Origin of the sequence: Streptomyces sp. MST-110588 (assembly GCF_022695595.1) — a bacterium.
Classification (GTDB): domain Bacteria; phylum Actinomycetota; class Actinomycetes; order Streptomycetales; family Streptomycetaceae; genus Streptomyces.
Map to the genome: position 1 here is coordinate 4467921 of NZ_CP074380.1, position 24965 is coordinate 4492885.

23 protein-coding genes are annotated in these 24965 nt (G+C 73.1%); 18 read left to right on the forward strand and 5 right to left on the reverse strand.

Annotation, left to right across the window (positions count from 1 at the left end; all coding sequences use genetic code 11):
- Nucleotides 1-6: 6 nt before the first annotated feature.
- The 6 genes from glmS to tsaE all read left to right on the forward strand — a co-directional run bounded on the left by glmS (nt 7) and on the right by tsaE (nt 7143).
- The gene (gene glmS / locus KGS77_RS19735) at nt 7-1854 is read left to right on the forward strand and encodes a glutamine--fructose-6-phosphate transaminase (isomerizing) (RefSeq protein WP_242583669.1); all 1848 of its coding nucleotides are present in this window, start codon (nt 7-9) and stop codon (nt 1852-1854) included.
- Nucleotides 1851-2222, forward strand: a complete 372-nt coding sequence (locus KGS77_RS19740) for a holo-ACP synthase (RefSeq protein ID WP_242583671.1) — start codon at nt 1851-1853, stop codon at nt 2220-2222. The genes glmS and KGS77_RS19740 overlap by 4 nt, the downstream gene beginning before the upstream one ends.
- A gap of 101 nt (nt 2223-2323) precedes the next feature.
- Nucleotides 2324-3748, forward strand: coding sequence for an NAD(P)H-hydrate dehydratase (locus KGS77_RS19745; protein WP_242583673.1), 1425 nt, complete (start codon nt 2324-2326; stop codon nt 3746-3748).
- A 174-nt stretch (nt 3749-3922) separates the two neighbouring features.
- A complete protein-coding gene (gene alr / locus KGS77_RS19750) occupies nt 3923-5092 on the forward strand; it encodes an alanine racemase (RefSeq protein ID WP_242583675.1) in 1170 nt (389 codons plus the stop codon).
- Nucleotides 5089-6417, forward strand: a complete 1329-nt coding sequence (locus KGS77_RS19755; RefSeq protein WP_242583677.1) for an alpha/beta hydrolase — start codon at nt 5089-5091, stop codon at nt 6415-6417. The genes alr and KGS77_RS19755 overlap by 4 nt, the downstream gene beginning before the upstream one ends.
- A 150-nt stretch (nt 6418-6567) precedes the next feature.
- Nucleotides 6568-7143, forward strand: coding sequence for a tRNA (adenosine(37)-N6)-threonylcarbamoyltransferase complex ATPase subunit type 1 TsaE (gene tsaE, locus KGS77_RS19760; RefSeq protein WP_242583687.1), 576 nt, complete (start codon nt 6568-6570; stop codon nt 7141-7143).
- Nucleotides 7144-7228: 85 nt separating this feature from the next.
- On the opposite strand, the gene KGS77_RS19765 is transcribed toward tsaE, so the two are convergent.
- Nucleotides 7229-8377: an epoxide hydrolase gene (locus KGS77_RS19765; protein WP_242583689.1), complete on the reverse strand. Its 1149-nt coding sequence runs from the start codon at nt 8375-8377 to the stop codon at nt 7229-7231.
- A gap of 114 nt (nt 8378-8491) precedes the next feature.
- On the opposite strand from KGS77_RS19765, the gene KGS77_RS19770 reads away from it, so the two are divergent.
- The 4 genes from KGS77_RS19770 to KGS77_RS19790 all read left to right on the forward strand — a co-directional run bounded on the left by KGS77_RS19770 (nt 8492) and on the right by KGS77_RS19790 (nt 12158).
- A complete protein-coding gene (locus KGS77_RS19770; protein WP_242583691.1) occupies nt 8492-9478 on the forward strand; it encodes a YafY family protein in 987 nt (328 codons plus the stop codon).
- 248 nt (nt 9479-9726) lie between these two features.
- Complete coding sequence (locus KGS77_RS19775) at nt 9727-9996, forward strand: hypothetical protein (protein WP_242583693.1); 270 nt, start codon at nt 9727-9729, stop codon at nt 9994-9996.
- A gap of 114 nt (nt 9997-10110) precedes the next feature.
- Nucleotides 10111-10767 (forward strand): TetR/AcrR family transcriptional regulator, encoded by a 657-nt coding sequence (locus tag KGS77_RS34665; RefSeq protein WP_277994244.1) that lies wholly within the window; start codon nt 10111-10113, stop codon nt 10765-10767.
- On the forward strand, nt 10764-12158 hold the full coding sequence (locus tag KGS77_RS19790; protein ID WP_242583695.1) for a phenylacetate--CoA ligase family protein: 1395 nt from the start codon (nt 10764-10766) through the stop codon (nt 12156-12158). Before KGS77_RS34665 ends, KGS77_RS19790 begins: the two co-directional genes overlap by 4 nt.
- 8 nt (nt 12159-12166) lie before the next feature.
- On the opposite strand, the gene KGS77_RS19795 is transcribed toward KGS77_RS19790, so the two are convergent.
- Nucleotides 12167-12751 carry a hypothetical protein gene (locus tag KGS77_RS19795; protein ID WP_242583697.1) on the reverse strand — a complete coding sequence of 195 codons (585 nt, stop codon included), beginning with the start codon at nt 12749-12751 and terminating at the stop codon, nt 12167-12169.
- Nucleotides 12752-12903: 152 nt separating this feature from the next.
- Between KGS77_RS19795 and tsaB the strand changes: the two genes are divergently transcribed.
- Genes tsaB through tsaD form a run of 3 tightly spaced genes read left to right on the forward strand, consistent with a single transcriptional unit; the run spans nt 12904 to nt 15348 of the window.
- A complete protein-coding gene (gene tsaB / locus KGS77_RS19800) occupies nt 12904-13563 on the forward strand; it encodes a tRNA (adenosine(37)-N6)-threonylcarbamoyltransferase complex dimerization subunit type 1 TsaB (protein WP_242583699.1) in 660 nt (219 codons plus the stop codon).
- Between the two features lie 53 nt (nt 13564-13616).
- A complete protein-coding gene (rimI, locus tag KGS77_RS19805; protein WP_242587569.1) occupies nt 13617-14213 on the forward strand; it encodes a ribosomal protein S18-alanine N-acetyltransferase in 597 nt (198 codons plus the stop codon).
- Nucleotides 14206-15348: a tRNA (adenosine(37)-N6)-threonylcarbamoyltransferase complex transferase subunit TsaD gene (gene tsaD / locus KGS77_RS19810; RefSeq protein WP_242583701.1), complete on the forward strand. Its 1143-nt coding sequence runs from the start codon at nt 14206-14208 to the stop codon at nt 15346-15348. The genes rimI and tsaD overlap by 8 nt, the downstream gene beginning before the upstream one ends.
- Nucleotides 15349-15384: 36 nt before the next feature.
- Here tsaD and KGS77_RS19815 read toward each other — a convergent pair whose 3' ends face one another.
- Entirely contained in the window at nt 15385-16104 is a 720-nt protein-coding gene (locus KGS77_RS19815; protein ID WP_242583703.1) for a TetR/AcrR family transcriptional regulator, read from the reverse strand.
- Nucleotides 16105-16222: 118 nt separating this feature from the next.
- Between KGS77_RS19815 and KGS77_RS19820 the strand changes: the two genes are divergently transcribed.
- Both KGS77_RS19820 and KGS77_RS19825 read left to right on the forward strand, forming a co-directional pair.
- Entirely contained in the window at nt 16223-17689 is a 1467-nt protein-coding gene (locus tag KGS77_RS19820) for an MFS transporter (RefSeq protein ID WP_242583705.1), read from the forward strand.
- 43 nt (nt 17690-17732) lie between these two features.
- Nucleotides 17733-18098, forward strand: a complete 366-nt coding sequence (locus KGS77_RS19825) for a hypothetical protein (protein WP_242583707.1) — start codon at nt 17733-17735, stop codon at nt 18096-18098.
- A gap of 327 nt (nt 18099-18425) precedes the next feature.
- On the opposite strand, the gene KGS77_RS19830 is transcribed toward KGS77_RS19825, so the two are convergent.
- Entirely contained in the window at nt 18426-19658 is a 1233-nt protein-coding gene (locus KGS77_RS19830) for a class I SAM-dependent methyltransferase (RefSeq protein ID WP_242583709.1), read from the reverse strand.
- A gap of 440 nt (nt 19659-20098) precedes the next feature.
- Here KGS77_RS19830 and KGS77_RS19835 point away from each other — a divergent pair, with 440 nt between their 5' ends.
- The gene (locus KGS77_RS19835; RefSeq protein ID WP_242583711.1) at nt 20099-20887 is read left to right on the forward strand and encodes a polysaccharide deacetylase family protein; all 789 of its coding nucleotides are present in this window, start codon (nt 20099-20101) and stop codon (nt 20885-20887) included.
- A gap of 64 nt (nt 20888-20951) precedes the next feature.
- On the opposite strand, the gene KGS77_RS19840 is transcribed toward KGS77_RS19835, so the two are convergent.
- Entirely contained in the window at nt 20952-22391 is a 1440-nt protein-coding gene (locus tag KGS77_RS19840) for an FtsW/RodA/SpoVE family cell cycle protein (RefSeq protein WP_242587570.1), read from the reverse strand.
- Nucleotides 22392-22863: 472 nt separating this feature from the next.
- Between KGS77_RS19840 and groES the strand changes: the two genes are divergently transcribed.
- Both groES and groL read left to right on the forward strand, forming a co-directional pair.
- Nucleotides 22864-23172: a co-chaperone GroES gene (gene groES, locus KGS77_RS19845; protein ID WP_019329594.1), complete on the forward strand. Its 309-nt coding sequence runs from the start codon at nt 22864-22866 to the stop codon at nt 23170-23172.
- A gap of 104 nt (nt 23173-23276) precedes the next feature.
- Complete coding sequence (groL, locus tag KGS77_RS19850; RefSeq protein ID WP_242583713.1) at nt 23277-24905, forward strand: chaperonin GroEL; 1629 nt, start codon at nt 23277-23279, stop codon at nt 24903-24905.
- Nucleotides 24906-24965: the final 60 nt, after the last annotated feature.

Below are 24965 nucleotides of genomic sequence, written 5' to 3' on the forward strand. Positions count from 1 at the left end.
GCCCCCATGTGTGGAATCGTGGGATATGTGGGTGGCCGGTCCGCCCTGGACGTCGTACTGGCCGGTCTGAAGCGGCTGGAGTACCGGGGCTATGACTCGGCGGGCATCGCCGTACAGGCCGACGGCGGGCTCGCGGCGGCCAAGAAGGCGGGCAAACTCGCCAACCTGGAGAAGGAACTGGCGGACCGTCCGCTGCCGGCGGGCGCGACGGGCATCGGACACACCCGGTGGGCCACCCACGGCGGCCCCACCGACGCCAACGCCCACCCGCATCTGGACAACGCGGGCCGGGTGGCCGTCGTCCACAACGGCATCATCGAGAACTTCGCCGCGCTGCGCGCCGAGCTGGCCGAGCGCGGCCACGGCCTGGCCTCGGAGACCGACACCGAGGTCGTCGCGCACCTGCTGGCGGAGAACTTCTCCTCCTGCGGTGACCTGGCCGAGGCGATGCGGCAGGTGTGCCGGCGCCTGGAGGGCGCGTTCACGCTGGTGGCGGTGCACGCCGACGCGCCGGACGTGGTGGTCGGGGCGCGCCGCAACTCACCGCTGGTGGTGGGCGTCGGGGAGGACGAGGCGTTCCTGGCCTCGGACGTGGCGGCGTTCATCGCCCACACCCGGGAGGCCGTGGAGCTGGGCCAGGACCAGGTCGTGGAGGTGCGGCGGGACGGCGTACAGGTCACCGACTTCCAGGGCGCGCCCGCGGACGTACGGTCCTACCACGTGGACTGGGACGCCTCGGCGGCCGAGAAGGACGGCTACGACTACTTCATGCTCAAGGAGATCGCCGAACAGCCCAAGGCGGTCGCCGACACCCTCCTGGGCCGGATCGACGCCTCCGGCGCGCTGACCCTGGACGAGGTCCGCATCCCCGCCCCGGTGCTGCGGGAGGTCGACAAGGTCGTCATAGTGGCCTGCGGCACCGCCTTCCACGCGGGCATGATCGCCAAGTACGCGATCGAACACTGGACCCGCATCCCGTGCGAGACGGAGCTGGCCAGCGAGTTCCGCTACCGCGACCCGATCTTGGACCCGCGCACGCTGGTCATCGCCATCTCCCAGTCCGGCGAGACGATGGACACCCTGATGGCGCTGCGCCACGCGCGCGAGCAGGGCGCCAAGGTGCTGGCCATCTGCAACACCAACGGCTCGACCATCCCCCGCGAGTCGGACGCGGTGCTCTACACCCACGCCGGCCCGGAGGTCGCCGTCGCCTCCACGAAGGCGTTTCTGACGCAGTTGGTGGCCTGCTACCTGGTGGCGCTGTATCTGGGGCAGGTGCGCGGCACCAAGTGGGGCGACGAGGTGCGCGCCGTGGTGCGGGAGCTGGCGGAGATCGGCACCCAGGTCGAGCAGGTCCTGGGCACGATGGAGCCGGTGCGGGAGCTGGCGCGCGGGCTCGCCGACAAGGACACGGTGCTCTTCCTGGGGCGCCACGTCGGCTACCCGGTGGCGCTGGAGGGCGCCCTCAAGCTCAAGGAACTGGCGTACATGCACGCCGAGGGCTTCGCGGCCGGCGAGCTCAAGCACGGCCCGATCGCGCTGATCGAGGACGACGTGCCGGTGGTCGTGGTCGTGCCCTCCCCGCGCGGCCGGTCCGTGCTGCACGACAAGATCGTCTCCAACATCCAGGAGATCAGGGCCCGGGGCGCGCGCACGATCGTCATCGCCGAGGAGGGCGACGAGGCCGTGGTCCCCTACGCGGACCACCTCGTCCGCATCCCGCGCACCCCCACCCTGCTGCAGCCGCTGGTCTCCACCGTGCCGCTCCAGGTCTTCGCCTGCGAGCTGGCCACCGCCCGCGGCAACGAGGTCGACCAGCCGCGGAACCTGGCCAAGTCGGTGACGGTGGAGTGAGCATCATCGGGGTCGGCATCGACGTCGCCGAGATCGAACGGTTCGGCGCGGCGCTGGAGCGCACGCCGGAGATGGCCCAACGGCTGTTCCTGGAGCAGGAGTTGCTGCTTCCGAGCGGCGAGCGGCGCGGCATCGCCTCACTCGCCGCCCGGTTCGCCGCCAAGGAGGCCCTGGCCAAGGCGCTGGGCGCACCGAGCGGGCTGCGCTGGACGGACGCGGAGGTCGCCGTGCTGGACAGCGGACAGCCGGTGCTGAAGGTACGCGGCACGGTCGCGGCGCGCGCGGCGGAACTGGGGGTGCAGGGCTGGCACGTCTCGCTCAGCCACGACGCGGGCGTCGCCTCGGCCGTGGTGATCGCGGAGGGCTGAGCCGCCGCCGCACGGGGTGGCGCGCCGTGCAGGCCGCGGTGCGCCACCCCGGCGGGGGCGGTCCTTGTGATCGCCCCGGGGCGCGGGGTGAGACTGGGGGCATGAGGACTGCGTACAGCGTGGAGACCGTACGGGCCGCCGAGCGGGAGTTGATGGCCCGTCTGCCCGAAGGAACGCTCATGCGGCGGGCCGCGGCCGGACTGGCCGTGGCCTGCGGAGAACTGCTGGGGCGGGTGTACGGGGCCCGGGTGGTGCTGCTGGTGGGCAGCGGCGACAACGGCGGCGACGCGCTGTACGCGGGCGCGAAGCTGGCCGCGCGGGGCGCCGGGGTCAGGGCGGTGCTGCTCTCCCCGGAACGCGCGCACCCCGGTGGGCTGGCGGCGCTGCGCGCGGCCGGCGGCCGGGTCTCCTCCGGGGCGCTGCGGGACATCGAACGCGCCGACCTGGTGGTCGACGGGATCGTCGGCATCGGCGGCCGGGGCGGACTGCGCCCGGAGGCCGCCCACCTGGCCGACGCGGCCCGCCGGACCACGGTCGTGGCGGTCGACCTGCCCAGCGGCGTGGACGCGGACACCGGCGAGGTGCCCGGCCGGGCGGTGCACGCGGATGTGACGGTGACCTTCGGCGCGTACAAGCCGGGGCTGCTCATCGACCCCGCCCACGAGTACGCGGGCGCGCTGCGCCTGGTGGACATCGGCCTGCGGCTGCCGGACGAACCGGCGGTGGAGGCGTTCCAGTACGCGGACGTGGCCGGCCTGCTGCCCCGCCCGTCGGCGGAGACCGACAAGTACCGGCGGGGCGTGGTGGGCGTGGTGGCGGGCTCGGCGCGCTACCCGGGCGCGGCGGTGCTGGCGGTGGCGGGGGCGCTGCGCGGCGGCGCCGGAGCCGTACGGTACGTGGGCCACGCGGCCGGTGCGGTGCTGGCCCGCTTCCCGGAGACGCTGGTGCACCAGGGGCCGCCGTCCAAGGCGGGCCGGGTCCAGGCGTGGGTGATCGGCCCCGGTCTCGGCGAGGACGGCGAGGCCGAGGTGGAGGACGTGCTCGCCTCGGACGTGCCGGTGCTCGTGGACGCCGACGGGCTGCGGTTCCTGACCCCCGGGCGGCTGCGGGCCCGTACGGCGCCGACCCTGCTGACCCCGCACGCCGGGGAGGCCGCCGCGCTGCTGCACACCGCCCGCGAGGAGGTCGAGGCGGCCCGGCTGGCTTCCGTACGCGCGCTGGCCGGGCGGTTCGGCGCCACCGCCCTGCTCAAGGGCTCCACGACGCTGATCGCGGACGCCGCGGGGCCCGTGCGGGCCAACCCGACCGGTACGGGCTGGCTGGCCACGGCCGGCAGCGGCGACGTCCTCTCCGGCCTCACCGGTTCCCTGCTGGCCGCCGGCCTGCCGCCGCGCGACGCCGCGGCCACCGGCGCCCATCTGCACGGCCTGGCCGCCCGGCTGGCCTCCGGCCCCCAAGGCACGCCCGTCCTGGCCTCGCAGGTGGCCGACACCCTCCCCGCGGCCTGGCGGGAGGTCCAGATCTGACCCCCGGGCGCCCCGCGGCCCTGGGCCCGGCAGCCACCGGGCGGCTTCCGGGCGGCCCCGGAACCGGTCCGTAATTCGTCTCGCGGGGAGCCGGGCGGGCGGCGAACATGGGGGTTCGGTGTTCCTTGGAGCTGCGCGGGAAGGGGCTGGAGCGGCGCCTGGGACACTGGGGGAATGACTGATACAGCAACGCGTGCCCGTGCCGTGATCGATCTCGACGCACTGAGGTCGAACGTACGTGCGCTCAGGGACCGGGCTTCCGGCGCCGAGCTGATGGTCGTGGTCAAGGCCGACGGCTACGGCCACGGCGCGGTGCGGTGCGCACGGGCCGCGCGCGAGGCCGGCGCGGGCTGGATCGGTACGGCGCTGCCCGAGGAGGCGTTCGCGCTGCGCGCGGCCGGGGACACCGGACGCCTGATGTGCTGGCTGTGGACGCCCGGCGGCCCGTGGCGGGAGGCGGTCGAGCGGGACGTCGACGTGTCGGTCAGCGGAATGTGGGCGCTGCGCGAGGTGGTCGCGGCGGCCCGGGAGTGCGGCCGTACCGCACGCGTACAACTGAAGATCGACACGGGCCTGGGCCGCAACGGCTGCACGCCCGCCGACTGGCCGGAGCTGACCCGCGCCGCCCGCGCCGCCGAGGCCCAGGGCACCGTCCGCGTCACCGGCCTGTGGTCGCACTTCGCCTGCGCCGACGAGCCGGGGCACCCCTCCATAGCCGCCCAGCTCGAAACCTTCCGCACGGCGCTGGCCCAGGCCGCCGGGGCCGGCCTGGACCCGGAGGTACGGCACATCTCCAACACCCCGGCGCTGCTCACCCTCCCCGAGGCGCGCTTCGACCTCGTACGGACCGGCATCGGCGTCTTCGGCCTCTCGCCCGTCCCCGATGTCGGCGGCCCCGCGGACTTCGGCCTGCGGCCCGTCATGACCCTCGAAGCGTCCGTGGCCTCGGTCAAGCGCGTCCCGGGCGGCCACGGCGTCTCCTACGGGCACCTGTACACCACACCCGGGGAAACCACGCTTGCGCTCGTTCCCCTCGGGTACGCCGATGGTGTACCCCGGCATGCCTCGGGCGGCGGACCGGTCATGGTCGCCGGCAAGTGGCGCACGGTCGCCGGCCGGGTCGCGATGGACCAGTTCGTCGTCGACCTGGGCGGAGACTCGGCGCAGGTGGGCGAGCGGGCCGTACTGTTCGGGCCCGGGGACCACGGCGAGCCGACCGCCGAGGACTGGGCCCGTGCCACGGGCACCATCGCTTATGAGATCGTCACCCGGATCTCGGCCCGGGTGCCACGCGTCTATGTAGGCGAGCGCGAGGACACGGGGACCACGGGGAGCGGGACATGAGCGAGAAGAGCCGGACGGCGGTGCAGACCGTGGCGGAAGCGGCGGACGCGGCGGCCGATGCCGTCGAGCGGGCCGGCACGTGGGCCAAGGCGTCACGCCACGCGGGCATAGCGGGGGCCGCGATCGGCGTGGTCGCGGCGGGCGCCGCCGCCGGGGTGGCCATCGAGCGGCTGACGGTCGGCCGGGGGATGCGCCGCAGGGCGCGGCTGGCACTGGACGCCGCCGGGCCCTACGGGACCCTGCGCGGCACACCGGGCACGGCGGTCGCCGAGGACGGCACGCGGCTGTACTACGAGGTGGACGAGCCCGGCCTGACACCGGAACCGGCGGCGGGGCAGAACGGCAGCGGTACCGGCGCGCCCGGCACCCATGGCGGCGCCCTCGCCGGCGCGCACGGCTCCACACACGGCACCGCGCGCCGCAAGCGGCTGCTGGGGGCCCTGGGACGGCGCACCACGGGCCCCACCGTCGTCTTCTGCCACGGCTACTGCCTCAACCAGGACGCCTGGCACTTCCAGCGCGCCGCGCTGCGCGGCACCGTACGCAGCGTCCACTGGGACCAGCGCAGCCACGGCCGCTCCGACCGCGGGCACGGCCAGATCGAGGGCACCGAGGCCATCAGCATCGACCTGCTGGGCCGCGACCTGAAGGCGGTGCTGGACGCCGCCGTCCCCGAAGGGCCGATCGTGCTGGTCGGGCACTCCATGGGCGGCATGACGGTGATGGCGCTCGCCGACCAGTTCCCGCGCTACGTCGCGGAGCGGGTGGTGGGCGTGGCGCTCATCGGGACGTCGGCGGGGCGGCTGAGCGAGGTCGCCTTCGGGCTGCCGTCGCTGGGCGTCAAGGCATTCCACCGGTTCGCGCCCGGCCTGCTCAAGGCCCTGGGGGCGCAGAGCGAACTGGTCGAGCGCGGACGGCGGGCGACCGCCGACCTGTTCGCCGGGCTCGTCAAGCGCTACTCCTTCGGTACGCCCAAAGAGGTGGACCCGGGTGTGGCGCGGTTCGCCGAGCGCATGATCGAGTCCACCCCGATCGACGTGGTCGCGGAGTTCTTCCCGGCCTTCGCCGTGCACGACAAGACCGAGGCGCTGGCGGCGTACGACGCGGTCGCCGCGCTGGTGCTGGCCGGTGACGGGGACCTGATCACCCCGCCGGAACACAGCCAGGCCATCGCCGACCTGCTGCCCGCGGCCGAGCAGGTCTGTGTGCCCGGCGCCGGTCACCTGGTGATGCTGGAGCGGCCGGACGTGGTCAACGACCGGCTGCTGGCGTTCGTGGACCGCGCGGTGCGGGCGGCCCGCGACCGGCGCCCGGAACGGGCCTGAGGGCGCGGCCGGGAGCGGGTCCGGCAGCGGGTCCGAGGGCGGTTCGAGGGCGGCCTGAAGCCGGGGGCGGCGCCTTTGGTACCGCGGGCCTGTGCGGCGCCGGGCCGGCCGGATCGGCTTCGGGCGCGCCCGGGCCGTACCATCGGCGGCATGAGCACCACCGGCACGACTGCCCACGTAACCGTCAAGTCCCCCGACCACATGCGCGAGTTGGGCCGCAGACTGGCCGGTCTGCTGCGCCCCGGCGACCTGGTGCTGCTCACCGGGGAGCTGGGCGCGGGCAAGACGACGCTGACCCGGGGCCTGGGAGAGGGCATGGGAGTACGGGGCGCCGTCACCTCCCCGACCTTCGTCATCGCCCGCGTCCACCCCCCGCTGAGCGGCGGCCCGGCGCTGGTGCACGTGGACGCCTACCGGCTGGGCGGCGGGCTGGAGGAGATGGAGGACCTGGACCTGGACGTCTCGCTGCCGGAGTCGGTGGTGGTCGTGGAGTGGGGCGAGGGCAAGGTCGAGGAACTCTCGGAGGACCGGCTCCATGTCGTCATCGCCCGCGCGGTGGGAGCGGACGCGGCCCCGGGCGGCGCACAGGACGCGGCCCCGGGCGCCGTACGGGCTGCGGCCGACGGGGACGAGGTGGCCGACGGTGATGATGTGCGCGAGGTGACGGTCACCGGCGTCGGCCCGCGCTGGGCGGACGCGGACCTGACGGCGCTGCGGACGCCGTGAGACACCCCCGGGGCGGCTCTCCCGGCAGCTCCGGCAGCTCCGGCTCCGGCAAGCCCCAGCAGCTCCGGCGCCCGCTGACGGGCTCTCAGCCGACCTTGTCGAAGAACCTCCCCAGGTCGGCCGCGAGGGCCCGCGCCCGCTGCATGGCCAGGAAGTGGTGCCCGCCCGGGTTGTCCGTCGGCCAGTGGACGATGGTGTTGGTGCGCTCGGCGAGCCGGCGGATGCCCGGCGCCCCGCTGTAGACGCCGGTCGGTACCGCCTTCTGCCCCGCCGGCCAGCCGAAGCCGGTGCTCTCGTAGTACGGCCAGGCCGAAGAGCCGAAGGTCCCGGTGAACCAGTACAGGCTCACGTTGGCCAGGAACAGGTCGCGGTCGATGACCTCCTCCAGCGGCTCGCCGGTGGCGTTGAACTCGTGGAACTTCTGCGTCATCCAGGCCAGCGCCGCGACCGGGGATTCCTGCCAGCCGTAGGCGAAGGTCTGCGGCGCGGCGCGCAGCAGGGCGTGGTGGTCCACCCCGTTCATCCAGTCCGCCCGCTGGAGCAGCTCGAAGGCCGCCCGCTCCTCCTCGTTCAGCCCGGGCACGTCCGCCTGGGTGGGGAAGCCGAGCCCGGCGATGACGTACACGCCGCTGACCCGGTCCGGGGCGGCCCTGGCCACCTCCGGGGCGACGTACGCGCCGAAGTCGCCGCCCTGCACGCCGTACCGCTCGTAGCCCAGGCGCCGCATCAGCTCCACCCACAGCCGCGCCACCCGCGCCGCGTCCCAGCCGGTGCCGCGCGGCGCCTGGGAGAACCCGAAGCCGGGCACCGAGGGGATGACGACGTGGAACGCCCGGGACGGGTCGCCGCCGTGCGCGCGGGGGTCGGTGAGCGGGCCGGTCAGCTCGGCGAACTCCAGGAAGGAGTTGGGCCAGCCGTGGTTGAGCAGCAGCGGCCGGGCGTCCGGCTCGGGAGAGCGGACGTGCAGGAAGTGCACGTCCTGGCCGTCCAGTTCGGTCATGAACTGCGGGAACCCGTTCAGCCGCGCCTCCTGCGCGCGCCAGTCGAAGTCGTCGCGCCAGTACCGGGCCAGGTCCTTGAGGTGGTCGACGGGGACCCCGCGCTGCCAGCCGTCGCCGGGGAGCTGCGGGGTCCACCGGGTCCGGGCGAGCCGGTCGCGCAGATCGTCCACGTCGGCCTGGGGAATGTCGATACGGAAGGGACGGATCGCACCGTCCGTGGTCCTGTTGTTCATAGGAGTCTCCCCTGTTCGGTCTGCCGCGCCGGGCCGCCCTGCCGCGGTACGCCGACGACAGTAGGCGTCCTCTAGGACAGAACCGGTCCTATACCTCTGGGCATGATGGCGCGCATGACGACCGACACCCCCGCACGCCTCCTGAAACTGCTCTCCCTCCTCCAGACCCCCCGTGAGTGGCCCGGCAGCGAACTGGCCGGACGCCTGGGCGTCACCGCCCGCACGATCCGCCGGGACGTCGACCGGCTGCGCGAGCTGGGCTACCCGGTGGAGGCGACGATGGGGCCGCTGGGCGGCTACCGGCTCGCCGCCGGTGCGGCCATGCCGCCGCTGCTCCTGGACGACGAGGAGGCGGTGGCCGTCGCGGTGGGCCTGCGCACGGCGGCCGGGCACCCGGTGGAGGGCATCGAGGAGGCGTCCGTACGGGCCCTGGCCAAGCTGGAGCAGGTACTGCCGTCGAGGCTGCGGCACCGGGTCGGCGCGCTCGGCGCCGCCATGGTCCCGATGCCGGCCGCGAGCGGGCCCGCCGTGGACCCGGAGCAACTGACGGTGCTGGCCGCCGCGGTGGCCGGCCGCGAGGGGCTGCGGTTCGCCTACCGGGCGGCCGACGGGCGCGCGTCCCGGCGTCTGGTCGAGCCGTACCGCCTGGTCGTGGCCGGACGCCGGTGGTACCTGCTCGCGTACGACGACGAGCGCGCGGACTGGCGGATCTTCCGGGTCGACCGGATCGACGCGGCACAGCGGACCGGCGTACGGCTGGCGCCCCGCGAGCCGCCGGAGCCGGACGCCGCCGCGTACGTCATCGGCAGACTGCACAGCCTGGCGCCCACGTACGAGACCCTGGTCACCCTGCGCCTCCCCGCGGAAGAGGCGGCCCGGCGGCTCGGCGGCGCCGTCGGTGCCATCGAGTCACTCGACGAACACAGGTGCCTGTTGCGGGGGAGCGCCGACACGCTGGAGTGGTCGGCGTCGCGGCTGCTGATGCTCGGCTGCGAGTTCGAGGTCCACCGGCCGTCGGAACTGGTGACCTACCTGCGGGACCTGGGCGCCCGCGCCCTGCGCGCCACCGCGTCCCAGGAGTCCGCCGCACCCGAGAAGTGACGTTGTGGGCGTGTGCGCCGTGTGTGCCCTGCGCACCGTGTGTGCCGTGCGTGCCATGCGCCCCGCCCGGCCCATATGTGCCCCACTCGGCCCTTACGGGTCGGGTCGGCTTTGTGATGCTTTGGGCGCCTGGTATTCCTGACTCGGCCCGTACTTTCCGACAAGCCGTCGGGAAGATGTTGCGCGCGCGGCGCCGGGCGTGGTGACATGGGTACAAGAGCCGGTTAGGTCTGCCTAACTTCGCCCGCTTGCCCCAGGAGCCCCGGGAGGCGTCCATGACGGCCCACCAGCCCATTTCCGCAGCGGCCCGGCGTGCGGAGCGCGATGCGTACGAACCGGCGCCGACGATGGACGAACTGCTCGCCGCCTGCGCCGCGGCCCAGGCCGTCTCCACGCCCCCGGACACGCCCGCCGCCGGGCGCGCGGACGGCGCGGACGGCGACGGGGCCGGTGATGGCGACGCCGGAGGGCCGAAGGGGGCGACGGCCGCGTCCGCAGGTGAGCGCGACGCCGCCTGAACCCGAGGAACCCGAGGCCGTCTCCGGCGCACCCGGGCCGACTACAGAAGGCGGGGCGGTGTCGTTTTTTCTTTCCCTCATTACAATACAGAGCTGTGCTGTATTGTAATGACTGTGAACGCTGACAACGGTCCCGAACGGGACACCCTTGCCGTGCCGGCCCCGCCCACGAGGAGTCCCGGCCGGCCGCGCAGCCAGGAGGCGGACGAGGCGATCCTCGCGGCGGCGCTCGACCTGCTCATCGAGCGGGGCGTGGCCTGGGCCAGCATCGAGCAGGTGGCGCGCCGCGCCGGAGTCACCCGCGCCACCGTGTACCGGCGCTTCCCGACCCTGACCGACCTGCTGGTGCGTGCGGTCGAGTGGGAGTACCGGGACATGGACCCCGGCGAGATGGACTGGCCGGACATCGACAGCATGGTCACGGCCTGGGCCGAGCACCTCGGCACACCCCGCGCCCGCAAGCTGATCCGCCGCCTTTACGGAACGGTCGACGACCTCCCCGAACTGCTGCACGCCTACCACAAGGCTCACGGCAGTCACCGCGGCCTCGCGGTCCACACGACCTTGGAGCGGGCTCGCGCGGCCGGACAGCTCCCTGCGCACAGCGACCCGGAAATCCTTCAGCAGATGCTCAGCGGCGCGGCCCTGCACCACCTCGCCGCGTACCCCGACACCACCGGCCCGGAAGAGGTCAGGGCCTATTTCCTAGCCGTCCTGCAGCAGGCCGGAATGCCGGCCGCCCCCACGACCACAAGGAGCACCGCACGATGACCGAGAACTTAAAGGGACTCGGACGGGACGCCCGCAGGGCCCGCAAGGAGGGCATGCCCGCCGTCCTGCGACGGCAGCGCGAGCGACTGGCCGACATGGTCGCCCACGCCCGGGCCACCTCCCCGTACTACCGGCAGCTCTACCGCGGTCTGCCCGAACGGGTGGAGGATCCGACGCTGCTGCCCGTCACCGACAAAAAGCAACTGATGGGCCACTTCGACGACTGGGTGACCGACCGCGCCATCACGCACGAGAAGGTGCGCGCCTTCAGCGCCGACCCCGACCGGATCGGACAGCGGTTCCTCGGGAAGTACATGGTGGCCACCACCTCGGGCACCAGCGGCCGACGCGGCCTCTTCGTCCTCGACGACCGGTACATGGCCGTGGGAAGCGCACTCACCTCCCGCGCGCTCGCCTCGTGGCTGGGTCCCGCCCGGCTCCTCGGGGCAACCGCCCGGGGTGGCCGCTTCGCCCAGCTCGTGGCCACCGGCGGGCACTACGCCAGCTTCGCCGGGTACTCCCGTACGCTCCAAGAGGGCGGGTGGCGCAGCAAGCTGATCCGGGCCTTCCCGGTGCACACACCGATGCCGCGACTGGTGGCCGAACTCAACGACTACCGCCCCTCCTTCGTCATCGGCTACACCAGCACGATCATGCTGCTCACCGCCGAGCGGGAAGCCGGCCGCCTGCGCATCGACCCGGCGCTGGTGCTGCCGGCCGGCGAGACGATGACCACGCACGACACCGACAGGATCGCCCGCGCCTTCCGCACCACGGTCCGCACGATATACAGCGCGACCGAGTGCACCTACCTCAGCCATAGCTGCGCCCATGACTGGTACCACGTCAACAGCGACTGGGCCGTGCTCGAACCGGTCGACGCCGATCACCGGCCCACCCCGCCCGGCCAGTTCTCGCACTCCGTACTGATCAGCAACCTCGCCAACCGCGTACAGCCGTTCCTGCGCTACGACCTCGGTGACAGCGTCCTGCTCCGGCCCGATCCGTGCCCGTGCGGCAACCCGCTGCCCGCGATCCGCGTACAGGGGCGCGCGGGCGACATCCTCACCTTCCCCACCGACCACGGCGACCCGGTGCAGCTCGGCCCCCTGGCCTTCGGCACCCTCTTCGACCGCACTCCCGGAGTCGAGCTGTTCCAGGTCGAACAGACCGCCCCGTCGACCCTGCGCGTACGTCTGCTGACGGCCGCCGGCGCCGACCCGGACCAGGTGTGGAAGACCGCGGACCGGGAGCTGACCCGCTTCCTCGCCGACAACGGGCTCAGCCATGTCACGGTCCAGCGTGCCGAGGAGCCACCCCGGCAGACGGCCGGCGGCAAGTACCGCACGGTCATCCCCTTCGACCCGTCAAGGCCGGGTGCCCGGCCCTGACGGATGGGTCAGGGGACGACCACGACCTTCGTCTCGGGCAGTGCGAAGTCCCACATCGCCGCGCCGTCGTCGCGGGACTGGCGGATGCCGCCGGTCTTCTTCGTCGACTTCGGGTCGGGCATGGAGCCGTCCCGGGCCGCGCTGAAGCCGAACACGACACCGTCGGGCGCCACCAGGAAACGGACGACGTGCTCGACCGGCACGCCGTCCGAGCCCGGGCTCAGCTCCGAGCGCGGTGACAGGACGGTGTACGAGCCGGGCTTCGGGCTCACGGTGCTGGGCGTCACCTTGTACGTACGCAGCGGCTTGCCGTCGTCGCCGACCAGCCATACGCGCCGGGCGCCGAGCGCGTAGACCACCCGCCGGCCCTCGCCGGAGTCCTCCGGGACGGCGTTCGCGGCCTTGCGGGGCTTGCCCTTGCCGCTCTGCTGCGCCGGACCGGAGGGAGCGGGGGAGGCCGAGGAGGAGTGGCCGGCGTGCCGGGCCTGGGTGAGGTGGTCCGGCGCGGAGGCCGCCGCCTGGTAGGCCAGGCCGCCGACGACGGCCAGAGCCGCCGCGGTGAGAGCGGTGACGATCATGCTGCTCTTGGGCACCGCTGTACCACCTTTCGTACATCGCCAGTCTTCGTACATCACCAGTCATCGCCGGTCACCGCCGAGCAGATTCCGACGTTCCCTGTGATACGTGATTACCGGCGACCGTAGCACTCGCGGGCCCACCCCCGGCCGAGCCTTAGTCTTGAGGCGTGCTGCTGCTAGCTCTTGACACCGCCACCCCCGCCGTCACCGTCGCGCTCCACGACGGTTCCCGGGTCCTCGCCGAGTCCCGCCAGGTGGACGCCCGCCGGCACGGCGAACTGCTGCTGCCCTCCGTCGACCGGGTGCTGGCCGAGGCCGGGCTCAAGCTCGACGCGGTCACCGACATCGTGGTCGGGGTCGGCCCCGGCCCGTACACCGGCCTGCGGGTCGGGCTGGTGACCGCCGCCACCTTCGGCGCGGCGCTGGACGTGCCGGTCCACGGGCTGTGCTCGCTCGACGGGATCGCCTACGCCGCCGGCCTGGAGGAACCCTTCGTGGTGGCGACCGACGCCCGCCGCAAGGAGGTGTACTGGGCGCGCTACGCGGACTCCCGTACGCGGCTGACCGAGCCGTCCGTCGACCGGCCCGCGGACATCGCAGGCCAGGTCGGTTCGCTGCCGTCGGTCGGCGCCGGCGCGCTGCTGTACGCGGACGTCTTCGGCGGCGTACGGGCGGACGGGCCCGAGCACCAGTCCGCGGCGGCGCTGGCCGCGCTGGCGGCGGAGAAGCTGGCCAAGGGCCAGGAGATGCTGCCCCCGCAGCCGCTGTACCTGCGCCGCCCGGACGCGCAGGTGCCGGCCAACTACAAGGTGGTCACCCCCAAGTGACCGCGCGAGTGGCCGTCGGAGCGGACGCGCCGGGCACCGCCGTACTCCGCGAGATGCGCTGGTGGGACATTCCGCCCGTCCTGGAGCTGGAGCACGACCTCTTCCCCGAGGACGCCTGGTCGGCCGGCATGTTCTGGTCGGAGCTGGCCCATGCCCGCGGCATAGGGGCCAGCCGGCGCTATGTGGTCGCCGAGCTGGATGGCCGGCTCGTCGGGTACGGCGGGCTGGCCGCCGTCGACGGCACCGGCGACATCCAGACCATCGCCACCGCCCGCGACCAGTGGGGCACGGGCCTGGGCGCACGGCTGCTGCGCGAGCTGCTCTCCGCGGCGACCGCGTTCGAGTGCCACGAGGTCCTGCTGGAGGTGCGGGTGGACAACACCCGCGCACAGCGGCTCTACGAGCGCTTCGGTTTCGAGCCCATCGGCTTCCGCCGCGGCTACTACCAGCCCGGCAACGTCGACGCCCTGGTCATGCGCCTGACACTGGGCGCGCCGGACGGCACACCCGCCGATACGAGCACGCCACCGTCCGTCGGATCCGCAACCGAACCCTCCGGTCCCGCCACCCCTTCCGGCCCCTCCAACCCTCCTTCCGGCCCCTCCGATCCCCCTTCCGGCCCCGCACAAGGAACACAGACCCATGGCTGACGAACCGCTCGTCCTCGGCATCGAGACCTCCTGCGACGAAACCGGCGTCGGTGTCGTGCGCGGCCACACCCTGCTCGCCGACGCGGTCGCCTCCAGCGTCGACGAGCACGCCCGCTTCGGCGGCGTCGTACCGGAGGTGGCCTCCCGCGCGCATCTGGAGGCGATGGTCCCCACCATCCAGCGCGCCCTGAAGGAAGCCGGGGTCGCGCCCGGCGACCTGGACGGCATCGCGGTCACCGCGGGCCCCGGGCTGGCCGGCGCGCTGCTGGTCGGCGTCTCGGCCGCCAAGGCGTACGCGTACGCGCTGGGCAAGCCGCTGTACGGCGTCAACCACCTGGCCTCGCACATCTGCGTGGACCAGCTCGAACACGGCGCGCTGCCCGAGCCGACCATGGCCCTGCTGGTCTCCGGCGGCCACTCCTCCCTGCTGCTGGCGCCCGACATCACCTCCGACGTACGGCCGCTGGGCTCGACCATCGACGACGCGGCGGGCGAGGCGTTCGACAAGGTGGCACGGGTGCTGAACCTGGGCTTCCCGGGCGGCCCGGTCATCGACCGGTACGCGCGCGAGGGCGACCCCGACGCCATCAAGTTCCCGCGCGGCCTGACCGGCTCCCGCGACCCGGTCTACGACTTCTCCTTCTCCGGCCTGAAGACGGCGGTCGCACGCTGGATCGAGGCCAGGCGGGCGGCGGGCGAGGAGGTGCCGGTCGCGGACGTCTCGGCGTCCTTCCAGGAGGCCGTCGTGGACGTACTGACCCGTAAGGCCGTACGCGCCTGCAAGGACCACGGCGTCGACCACCTGATGATCGGCGGCGGGGTGGCGGCCAACTCCCGGCTGCGGGCACTGGCACAGGAGCGCTGCGAGAGGGCCGGCATCACCCTGCGGGTACCGCGGCCGAAGCTGTGCACGGACAACGGGGCGATGGTCGCGGCCCTCGGCGCGGAAATGGTGGCCCGCAACCGCGCGGCGTCGGACTGGGAACTGTCGGCGGACTCCTCGCTGCCGGTCACGGACCCCCACGTACCGGGCGCCGGAGGCGACCACGACCACGGCGATGCGGGCCACGGGCACGGCCACGCCCATGATCACGACCACTTCCACGAGCTGAGCAAGGACAACCTCTACTCCTAGCCTCTGCTCCTGGCCTCTGCTCCTGGCCCCGGCCGTTCACGACCCCCGCTGCTCGCCGCGCCCGGCCGCGGCGAGCAGCCCGTCGATGACGGCGCGCAGTTCCTCCGCGACGTCGTAGTCCTCGGTGATGGCCGACCAGCGGCCGGCCACCGCCGAGAGCCGCGGCAGCCGCGAGTCGTCGATCTCCTCCAGCATCTCGGGGAAGTGCCGCCGCCGGCCGGGCTGCCGGGCGCGGCGTTCCAGGGCCGCCTGGAAGACCAGCTCGCCGAAGACGTAGTGCCAGATGGTGCGGTAGGCGAGCACGGCGCGGCGCTCGTCGAGCCCGCAGGCCATCGCCGAGTCGATGATCTCCTCGACCATCCACAGGGCCCCCGGGTCGGACAGGTCACCGAGGCTGAGGATCTCCACCACCCACGGCATCTTCCGCAGTCCCTGGTGCATGTGCACGCTCACGGCGAGCAGCCGCTCGCGCGGATCCTCGGGGAGTTCGGGGCGCGGCATCGTGGCCGCCGTACCGCTCAGGACGCGCATCAAGAGCTCGTCCTTGTCCCGTACGTGGTGGTAGAGCGCCATCGGCGTGCTGCCGACCTCCTTGGCCACCCGCCGCATGGACAGCGCGGCGACGCCCTCCTCCTCCAGGATGCGGCGGGCGACGGCGACGATCGCCGCCGGATCCAGCTTGCGCGGCCGTCCCGCCTTCCGCTTCCCCTCGCCTTGCCGTTCTCCGCCAGGCTCCTGCTCCCGCTCTGTGCTCACCCCCTCATTCTCCCCCGTCCGGCGACCGGCCCCGGGCAATTTCTATACGCGTATAGTAATCTCCCCGCAGAGACGACCGGGCGCGCCCGGAAATGGGCGCGAGTGCAGGGGGAGAGGTATGAACAACCGTCCACGCCAAGCGGGTTGGCTGCTCGCCGCGGTGCTCACCACACAGTTCATGGTGTCGCTGGACATGTCGGTGGTGGCCATCGCACTGCCCGACATGGGCCGGGACCTGGGCTTCACACCCGACGGCCTGCAATGGGTCGTCAACGCCTACGCCCTGGCCTTCGGCGGCCTGCTCATGCTCGGCGGACGGCTGGCCGACGTCCTGGGCCGCCGCCGTACGCTGCTGGCCGGGCTCCTCCTCTTCGGCGCGGCCAGCCTGGCCGGCGGACTGGTCGGGACGCCGGGCGCCCTGATCGCCGCCCGCGCCGCGCAGGGCGTGGGGGCGGCGGCCCTGGCCCCGGTCGCCCTCGCGCTGCTCACGGTCACCTACCCGGCCGGCCCCGCGCGCTCGCGGGCGCTGGGCCTGTGGGGCATGGCGGGCGCGGCGGGCGGCGCCTTCGGGGTGCTGGCCGGCGGACTGCTCACGGAGGCCACGGGGTGGCGCTCGGTGATGCTGGTGAACGTGCCGTTCGTGCTCTTCGCGCTGCTCGCGGCGGTGCGGTCGGTCCCGGCCGACCGGGACGGCGGCCCGCGGCCCCGGCTGGACCTGGCCGGCGCGGTCCTGGTCACGCTCGGGACGACGGTGCTGGTCTGGGCCCTGGCCCGTACGGAGACCGAGGGCTGGACCTCACCGTGGACCGTCACCGCCCTGGCCGCCGCCGCACTGCTGCTCGCCGCCTTCGCCGCCGTGGAATCCCGTACCCGGCAGCCTCTCCTGCGCCTCGGCCTGCTGACCCGCCGTCCGGTCCTGGCGGGGAACCTCTTCACGCTCCTGCTCAGCTCCGGCCAGTTCGCCGCGTTCTTCTTCTGCTCCCTCTACATGCAGCAGGTGCTGCGGTTCGGGGAGACCGCGGCGGGCCTGGCGTTCCTGCCGTTCTGCGCCGGCGTGGTCATCGGCTCGCTCATCGCACCGAGGGCCATCACCCGCCTCGGCACCGGCCGGCTCCTGGCGCTGGGCGGCCTGCTCGGCGGGGCGGGCTTCGCCTGGTTCGCCGCGACCATGCACGCGGACGGCAGCTTCCTGACGTCCATCCTGGGGCCCTCCCTCCTGACGAGCGTCGGCGTCGGCATGTCCTTCGTCCCGCTCGGCACGGCGGCGACCACCGGCGTCGTACCGCAGGAAGCGGGCATGGCCTCCGGACTGCTGAACACCGCACGCCAGATCGGCGGCTCGCTCGGCCTGGCCGTACTGGTCACGGTCGCCGCCAATGCGAGCGGCCCGCACCCCGACCGCCCCGCCCTCGCCGCCGGCTACGCCACGGCCTTCACGGTCTCCGCGGCCCTCCTCGTCCTGGCAGCCCTGGTGGCCCTGGCACTCCTGCCGCACCGGCCCACGCCCGCCTCCGCCGCCCCCGAAGGGCCGCCGGCTTCGGACCCCACCGCGATGTCGGCCACCGGCTCCCAGGACATACCCTGAGAGCAGCGGTAACGCAGAAGGCATACGGGGAGGCGGATCGGCCGTGCACTGGATCTGGTGGGTGTTCGCGTTTTTCATGGCGGGCGGCTTCGCCAAGGTGGTGGACACCGGCAGCAAGGCGCTGCGCACGCGCCACGAGCGCAAGATGGCACGGCTGGAGGCCGAACGGCAGGAACGGCTGGAACTGGAGGCGGCCCACAAGCTCCCGGAGCCGGTCTGCGGCTGCCGCCACCACCTGGCCAAGCACGACAAGCAGGGCAAGTGTCACGAGGTGACGCAGGCCCCCACGTCCTGGGACGCGGACAAGAAGCCGGTGGCGTACGAGCCCGGCCAATGCACCTGCCAGCACTACGTCGGCCCCCAGCCCCTCTCCCAGGTCTACGCGGACCCCCTCACCGAACTGAACTGACCCACCGCCCCGCGCCGGATCCCCCGCAGCAGCCCCCGGAAGGGCTCCGGCGCAACGGTCAGCACGCTGCCGGGCGCGTCACTGTATCTACGCGCCGCCGTACGTCTTCACTCTTCAGGGCACGCGGCAGCCCCTGCTGCCGCGGATCCTCCGGGAGTTCGTCGCCGAGGTGTTCCGGTCCATCGAGCAGCACGGGCTCGTGGACACGGCGGTGCTGTGCACCTCGGAGCTGGCGATCGTGGACGCGGTGGCCGATGCGTGGGGGCGGACGCGGGGGATCCGATGGGGTGGTACGGGAAGTGCGTGTGGTTCGAGCTGGGAGTGGGGTCATGACGGGGGCTGGGCGGCCGGGTGTCCCAGGAGCATGGTGGAGGCGCCCGCGACGCGGGTCATGATGACGGTGCAGGAGTTGGGGCCGGAGAGCTTGAGTTTCTTGCGGAGTTCGTCCGGCTCGACGGCGGAGCCGCGCTTCTTGATGACGGCGGTGCCGGTCTCGCGTTCGCGCAGCAGGGCCTTGAGTCTCTTGACGTTGAAGGGGAGGACGTCGGTGATCTCGTAGGCGGTGGCGTACGGGGTCGGGACCAGGGTGTCCGCGGTGATGTAGGCGATCGTCGGGTCGATGAGCCGGCCGCCGACCCGCTGGGCGACGTCCGCGACGAGGTGGGCGCGGATGACCGCGCCGTCCGGCTCGTACAGCCAGCGGCCGACCGGGCCGGGCCCGGGGTCGGGCAGGTCCGCGCCGAGGAGGGAGTCACCGGCCGGGAGCAGGGTGGCGCGGTGCGCGCCGGGCCGGATGCCGGGCCCGGTGCCGAACCACAGGACGGCCTCCTTCACGTCGCCGCCGTCGGAGATCCACTCGGCCTCGGCGTCGGCGGGGATCGCCTCGTGGGGCACGCCGGGGGCGATCTTCAGGGCCGCGTACGGTGCCGTCCGGGCGGCGCCGACCGCCCAGGACAGCGGCGGCGAGTACGCCTCGGGGTCGAAGATCCGCCCGCCCGGCCGGCCCCCCGACCGGCCGCCGCCGCGTCCGCCGCGCCGTGCCGGGTCCACGAACACCGCGTCGTACGAAGAGGTGTCGACCTCGGTGACGTCGGCCTCGCGGACCTCGATGAGGCCGGCCAGGCCCAGCGCCTCGGCGTTGGCGCGGGCCGCCGCGCAGGCCAGCGGATCACGGTCGACGGCCAGCACGCGGATGCCGGCCCGGGCCAGCGCTATGGCGTCCCCGCCCACCCCGCAGCACAGATCGGCCAGCGAGCGGACGCCGAGGGCGGCGAGCCGTTCCGCGCGGTAGGTGGCGACCGTGGTACGGGTGGACTGCTCGACACCGTTGGGCGTGAAGTACATGCGGTGGGCGTCCTCGCCGAACTTCGCCGTCGCGCGGCGGCGCAGCGCGGCCTGGCCCAGGGCGGCGGAGACCAGCGGCGCGGGGTGGTCGCGGCGCAGCCTGGTCGCGGTCGCCAGCTCGTCGGCCGGGTCGTGGCCGCGCAGTGCGGCCAGCAGTGCCTGGCCTTCGGGGGCGAGCAGGGCGGAGAAGGAGTCGAGGTCGTTCACCTGGCCCATTGTGGGCCAGACGGTGGACGGCGCGCGCGTGGCGGGCTGCGCCGGGGCGGCCGGGCGGGGGCGCGCTGTCAGGATGCGGCGTCATGCAGCTTGTAGGACAAGAGGGTGGCCGAAGCCGGGCCGGAGGAAGAAGGGACCGGGCCGGGGTACGGGCCGGTGGCCGGGGTGCGGCGGGCCGGGCCGGGTCCGTGGGAGCGGCGTACGGGCAGCGGCGGCGGTGTGCGCCCTTGGCCTGCTGGCCACGGCGTGCGGGGCGCGGCGGCCGGCGGGGGAGCGGCGGACGCCGGGCGCCACCAGGGCCGTACCCGTACGACCGCACTGAGCGCCATGGCCGCCCGCACCCTGCGCACGCCCGTCCCCCTCCACACCGTTCTAACCGCTCCCACCGATCTCATCGCTCCCACCGCTGCCTCCAGCCGCGCCGCCCCCGCCCGTACCCGGTGGTCCGCTCCGCGCCCGCCCTCCCCGGCCGGGTCCTCGTCTGGCAGGCCGGCACGCTGGAGGCGGCGGCGAGGGCGTACCGGAGGGCGGCGGCCCGGCGGTGGGGAGTGGCCGAGCTGCCGCCGGCCGCACCCCCGCCGCCCCGCCGCAGGCCCCCGCTGCGGACCGCGCCGGCGCTCTCCCGGGGCGGCACGAGCGGGCTGCCGGCCGTGATCCTGCGGGTGCCGACCGCCGACCGGGTGGTCTTCCTGACCGTCGACGACGGCGCCGAGAAGGACCCGCGGTTCGTCCGGATGATGAGCGAGCTGGCGATCCCCTACAGCGCCTTCCTCAGCCACTACCTGGTCAAGGACGACTACGCCTACTTCCGGCGCGTACGGCGGCTGGGCAACGGCGTGCACAACCACACCCTCAACCACCGCTATCTGCCCGCGCTGAGCTACCCGGCGCAGCGCGCGGAGATCTGCGGACAGCAGCGGAACCTGCTGCGCGAGACCGGGCGTCTGCCACGCCTGTTCCGCCCGCCGTACGGCGAGTACAGCCGCCGTACGCTGCGTGCCGCCGCCTCCTGCGGCATCCGCACCGTACCGCTGTGGACGCAGGAGGCATTCCCCGACCGGATGGAGTACCGCGAGGCGGACCGGCGCCTCCACCCGGGCGACATCATCCTGAGTCACTTCCGGGGGCCCGCGGACTGGGGCGGCACGATGACCGGCATGGTGCGCCGGGTGCTGCGTACGGCGGCGGCGCAGGGCTTCGCGATCGCGCGCCTGGAGGACTACGTGTGAGGGCGTGCGCTTGAGGGGGTGTGTGCTTGAGGGCGTGCGGTGACGACGGGGCGGCGGGTGGCTACTAGGCGTGCGCCCGCGCGGACGGCTCCCCGCCGCCCCGGCGGCGCCCGGAGCGTGCGCCCCCGTTGCGCCCGGAGCGCGCGTTGTGTCCGGCCGGCAGCGGCTCCCGGCGGCGCTGGGCGCTGTCGCTGATCCTGATGAGCAGCGCCACCATGATCCAGTTCGCCAGCAGGGAGGAACCGCCCTTGGCGAGGAAGGGCAGCGCCTTGCCGGTGAGCGGTATCAGTCCGGTGACCCCGCCGGTGACCACGAACACCTGGAGCAGCAGCGCGCTGGAGAGGCCGACGGCCAGCAGCTTGCCGAAGGGGTCGCGGGCGGTGAGCGCGGTGCGCAGGCCGCGCTGGACCAGCAGGCAGTACAGCACCAGGACCGCCATCACCCCGGCCAGTCCGAGTTCCTCGCCGACGGTGGTGAGGATGAAGTCGCTCTTGCCGGCGAAGCCGATCAGTTCCGGGTGGCCCTGGCCCAGGCCCGTACCGCTCATGCCGCCGCTGCCGAAGCTGAACAGCGCGTCGCCGAGCTGGGTGGACTGCCCCTCCTTCATGCCCTTGGCGGTGAAGGCCTCCATCGGGTTCTGCCAGGCGGTGATACGGCCCTTGACGTGCGGTTCGATGGAGCCGACGGTGAAGGCGCCGACCGCCGCCATGAGCAGGCCGCACAGCACCCAGCTCGTGCGCTCGGTGGCCATGTACAGCATGATGACGAAGAGCCCGAAGAAGATCAGCGAGGTGCCCAGGTCCCGTTCGAAGACCAGCACCAGCAGGCTGATGACCCAGATGGTGAAGATCGGGCCGAGCTGGCGGCCGGGCGGGAGCTGGACGCCCAGGAACCGGCGCCCGGTCAGGGCGAGCGCGTCGCGGTTCAGCGTCAGATAGCCCGCGAAGAAGACCGCGATCATGATCTTCACGAACTCGCCGGGCTGGAGGGACATCGGCCCCAGGAGGATCCAGCGCTTGGCGCCGTAGGTGTCGGCGCCGAAGAACGCCGGCGCCATCAGCATCACCAGCGCGACCGCCATCGTCACGTAGATGTAGCGCTGGAGCAGCCGGTGGTCCTTGAGCATCATCAGGATGACGATGCAGGCCGCCACCCCGATCACGGTCCACACCAACTGGCCGGTCGCGGCCGGGGCCGAGTGGAACTTCGCCGTGTACGTCACGTCCAGCCGGTGCAGCAGCACCAGCCCGATCCCGGTCAGCAGCGTGGCCAGCGGCAGGATCAGCGGATCGGCGCGGGGCGCGAAGCGGCGTACGACCAGATGGGGTACGAGCGCGACGAAGAAGATCCCCGCGGCGAAGCCGGTCAGCCCCTCGGGGAGCTTCCCGGACATCGACAGCCCGGTGTAGCTGTAGCCGAAGACCGTGATCAGGACGACGAGGCCGAGCAGCCACGCCTCGGTGCGCCGGCGGTTGGGCGCCTGGGCGAGGGCGGCGAACGTCATCGTGCGCTCGGCATCGCCTTCCGGCTCTCCGGTGGGCCGGGACGTGCTCGTCATTCCGCGCACGGGTCTTCCTCCGCCATCCATCCTGGGCGCCGCGGATCCGGACGTGCGGTGCCGGTTCCCTGTGCGGTGGTCGCTGAGGAAGACGAGCCGGTAGGCGGCACGGTTGCGCAGGTGGGAGAGGTGTGGCGTTTCTTTCATCGGCGCGTCCGGCGGTGTGGGGCGGGTGGGGCCGTACGGGCGGCTGTGCGTCAACCGGCGGCGGCGCTTCGTCAGAAAGGGGCGCCGTGTCCACCGCGCTGGCACTCCGCTTGACCGAGTGCTAACCGCGTCATAGTCTCGGCGTTGGCACTCTCCACCGGGGAGTGCCAAACACAGCGACGGGCAGATCCGGCACCCGCGACGACGGATCGACCTGGTCGCCACCTCAGACAGTTAACCCCGTGAGATCTCCGAAGGGGGAGGTCGGATCGTGACGACCGCCAGCTCCAAGGTTGCCATCAAGCCGCTCGAGGACCGGATCGTGGTCCAGCCGCTCGACGCCGAGCAGACCACGGCCTCTGGCCTGGTCATCCCGGACACTGCCAAGGAGAAGCCCCAGGAGGGCGTCGTCCTGGCCGTGGGCCCGGGCCGCTTCGAGGACGGCAACCGTCTTCCGCTCGACGTATCCGTCGGCGACGTCGTGCTCTACAGCAAGTACGGCGGCACCGAGGTGAAGTACAACGGCGAGGAGTACCTCGTCCTCTCGGCCCGCGACGTCCTCGCGATCGTCGAGAAGTAATTCACCGAAGTTTGCCTTGATCTGTGCCCTGGGTTCCCGCGCCTAAACAACCGGGCGCCCGGGGCGCAGTTCGTTGGAGAGATACGACAAAGGACACGTAACTCATGGCGAAGATCCTGAAGTTCGACGAGGACGCCCGTCGCGCCCTCGAACGCGGCGTCAACAAGCTTGCCGACACGGTCAAGGTGACGATCGGCCCCAAGGGCCGCAACGTCGTCATCGACAAGAAGTTCGGCGCCCCCACCATCACCAACGACGGTGTCACCATCGCCCGCGAGGTCGAGATCGACGACCCGTACGAGAACCTCGGCGCCCAGCTCGTGAAGGAGGTGGCGACCAAGACCAACGACATCGCGGGTGACGGCACCACCACCGCCACCGTGCTGGCCCAGGCGCTGGTCCGCGAGGGCCTGCGCAACGTCGCCGCCGGCGCCTCCCCGGCCGCCCTGAAGAAGGGCATCGACGCCGCGGTCAAGGCCGTCTCCGAGGACCTCCTCGCGACCGCCCGCCCGATCGACGAGAAGTCCGACATCGCCGCCGTCGCCGCCCTGTCCGCCCAGGACAAGCAGGTCGGCGAGCTGATCGCCGAGGCGATGGACAAGGTCGGCAAGGACGGTGTCATCACCGTCGAGGAGTCCAACACCTTCGGTCTGGAGCTGGACTTCACCGAGGGCATGGCCTTCGACAAGGGCTACCTCTCGCCGTACATGGTCACCGACCAGGAGCGTATGGAGGCCGTCCTTGAGGACCCGTACATCCTGATCCACCAGGGCAAGATCTCCTCGATCCAGGACCTGCTCCCGCTGCTGGAGAAGGTCATCCAGCAGGGCGGCAGCAAGCCCCTGCTGATCATCGCCGAGGACGTCGAGGGCGAGGCCCTGTCCACCCTGGTCGTCAACAAGATCCGCGGCACCTTCAACGCCGTCGCCGTCAAGGCGCCCGGCTTCGGTGACCGCCGCAAGGCGATGCTCGGCGACATGGCCGCCCTGACCGGCGCCACCGTCATCGCCGAGGAGGTCGGCCTCAAGCTCGACCAGGCCGGTCTGGACGTGCTGGGCACCGCCCGCCGCGTGACCGTCACCAAGGACGACACCACCATCGTCGACGGCGGCGGCAACTCCGACGACGTCACGGGCCGCGTCAACCAGATCAAGGCCGAGATCGAGACCACCGACTCGGACTGGGACCGCGAGAAGCTCCAGGAGCGCCTGGCCAAGCTCGCCGGCGGCGTCTGCGTCATCCGCGTGGGCGCGGCCACCGAGGTCGAGCTCAAGGAGAAGAAGCACCGCCTGGAGGACGCCATCTCCGCGACCCGCGCCGCGGTCGAGGAGGGCATCGTCTCCGGTGGCGGCTCCGCCCTGGTGCACGCCGCCAAGGTGCTGGAGGGCTCCCTGGGCAAGGACGGCGACGAGGCCACCGGTGTCGCCGTCGTCCGCCGCGCCGTCGTCGAGCCGCTGCGCTGGATCGCCGAGAACGCCGGCCTGGAGGGCTACGTCATCACCTCCAAGGTCGCCGAGCTCGACAAGGGCCAGGGCTTCAACGCCGCGACCGGCGAGTACGGCGACCTGGTCAAGGCCGGCGTCATCGACCCGGTCAAGGTCACCCGCTCCGCGCTGGAGAACGCCGCGTCCATCGCCTCCCTGCTGCTGACGACCGAGACCCTGGTCGTCGAGAAGCCGGCGGAGGAAGAGGCCGAGGCCGGTCACGGCCACGGTCACGGCCACTCCCACTGAGCACCGGCCGTACCGGCCACCGGTACTGAGCCCGTACGAGGCCCGGTTCCCCACCACGCG

Coding starts and splice junctions, on each gene's coding strand:
- glmS (WP_242583669.1), top strand. CDS start 7: ATGTGTGGAATCGTGGGATATGTGGGTGGCCGGTCCGCCCTGGACGTC.
- KGS77_RS19770 (WP_242583691.1), top strand. CDS start 8,492: ATGACGACCGACACCCCCGCACGCCTCCTGAAACTGCTCTCCCTCCTC.
- groL (WP_242583713.1), top strand. CDS start 23,277: ATGGCGAAGATCCTGAAGTTCGACGAGGACGCCCGTCGCGCCCTCGAA.
- KGS77_RS19790 (WP_242583695.1), top strand. CDS start 10,764: ATGACCGAGAACTTAAAGGGACTCGGACGGGACGCCCGCAGGGCCCGC.
- tsaE (WP_242583687.1), top strand. CDS start 6,568: ATGAGCACCACCGGCACGACTGCCCACGTAACCGTCAAGTCCCCCGAC.
- KGS77_RS19755 (WP_242583677.1), top strand. CDS start 5,089: ATGAGCGAGAAGAGCCGGACGGCGGTGCAGACCGTGGCGGAAGCGGCG.
- KGS77_RS19840 (WP_242587570.1), bottom strand. CDS start 22,391: ATGACGTTCGCCGCCCTCGCCCAGGCGCCCAACCGCCGGCGCACCGAG.
- KGS77_RS19745 (WP_242583673.1), top strand. CDS start 2,324: ATGAGGACTGCGTACAGCGTGGAGACCGTACGGGCCGCCGAGCGGGAG.
- KGS77_RS19830 (WP_242583709.1), bottom strand. CDS start 19,658: ATGGGCCAGGTGAACGACCTCGACTCCTTCTCCGCCCTGCTCGCCCCC.
- KGS77_RS19820 (WP_242583705.1), top strand. CDS start 16,223: ATGAACAACCGTCCACGCCAAGCGGGTTGGCTGCTCGCCGCGGTGCTC.
- KGS77_RS19765 (WP_242583689.1), bottom strand. CDS start 8,377: ATGAACAACAGGACCACGGACGGTGCGATCCGTCCCTTCCGTATCGAC.
- alr (WP_242583675.1), top strand. CDS start 3,923: ATGACTGATACAGCAACGCGTGCCCGTGCCGTGATCGATCTCGACGCA.
- tsaD (WP_242583701.1), top strand. CDS start 14,206: ATGGCTGACGAACCGCTCGTCCTCGGCATCGAGACCTCCTGCGACGAA.
- rimI (WP_242587569.1), top strand. CDS start 13,617: ATGCGCTGGTGGGACATTCCGCCCGTCCTGGAGCTGGAGCACGACCTC.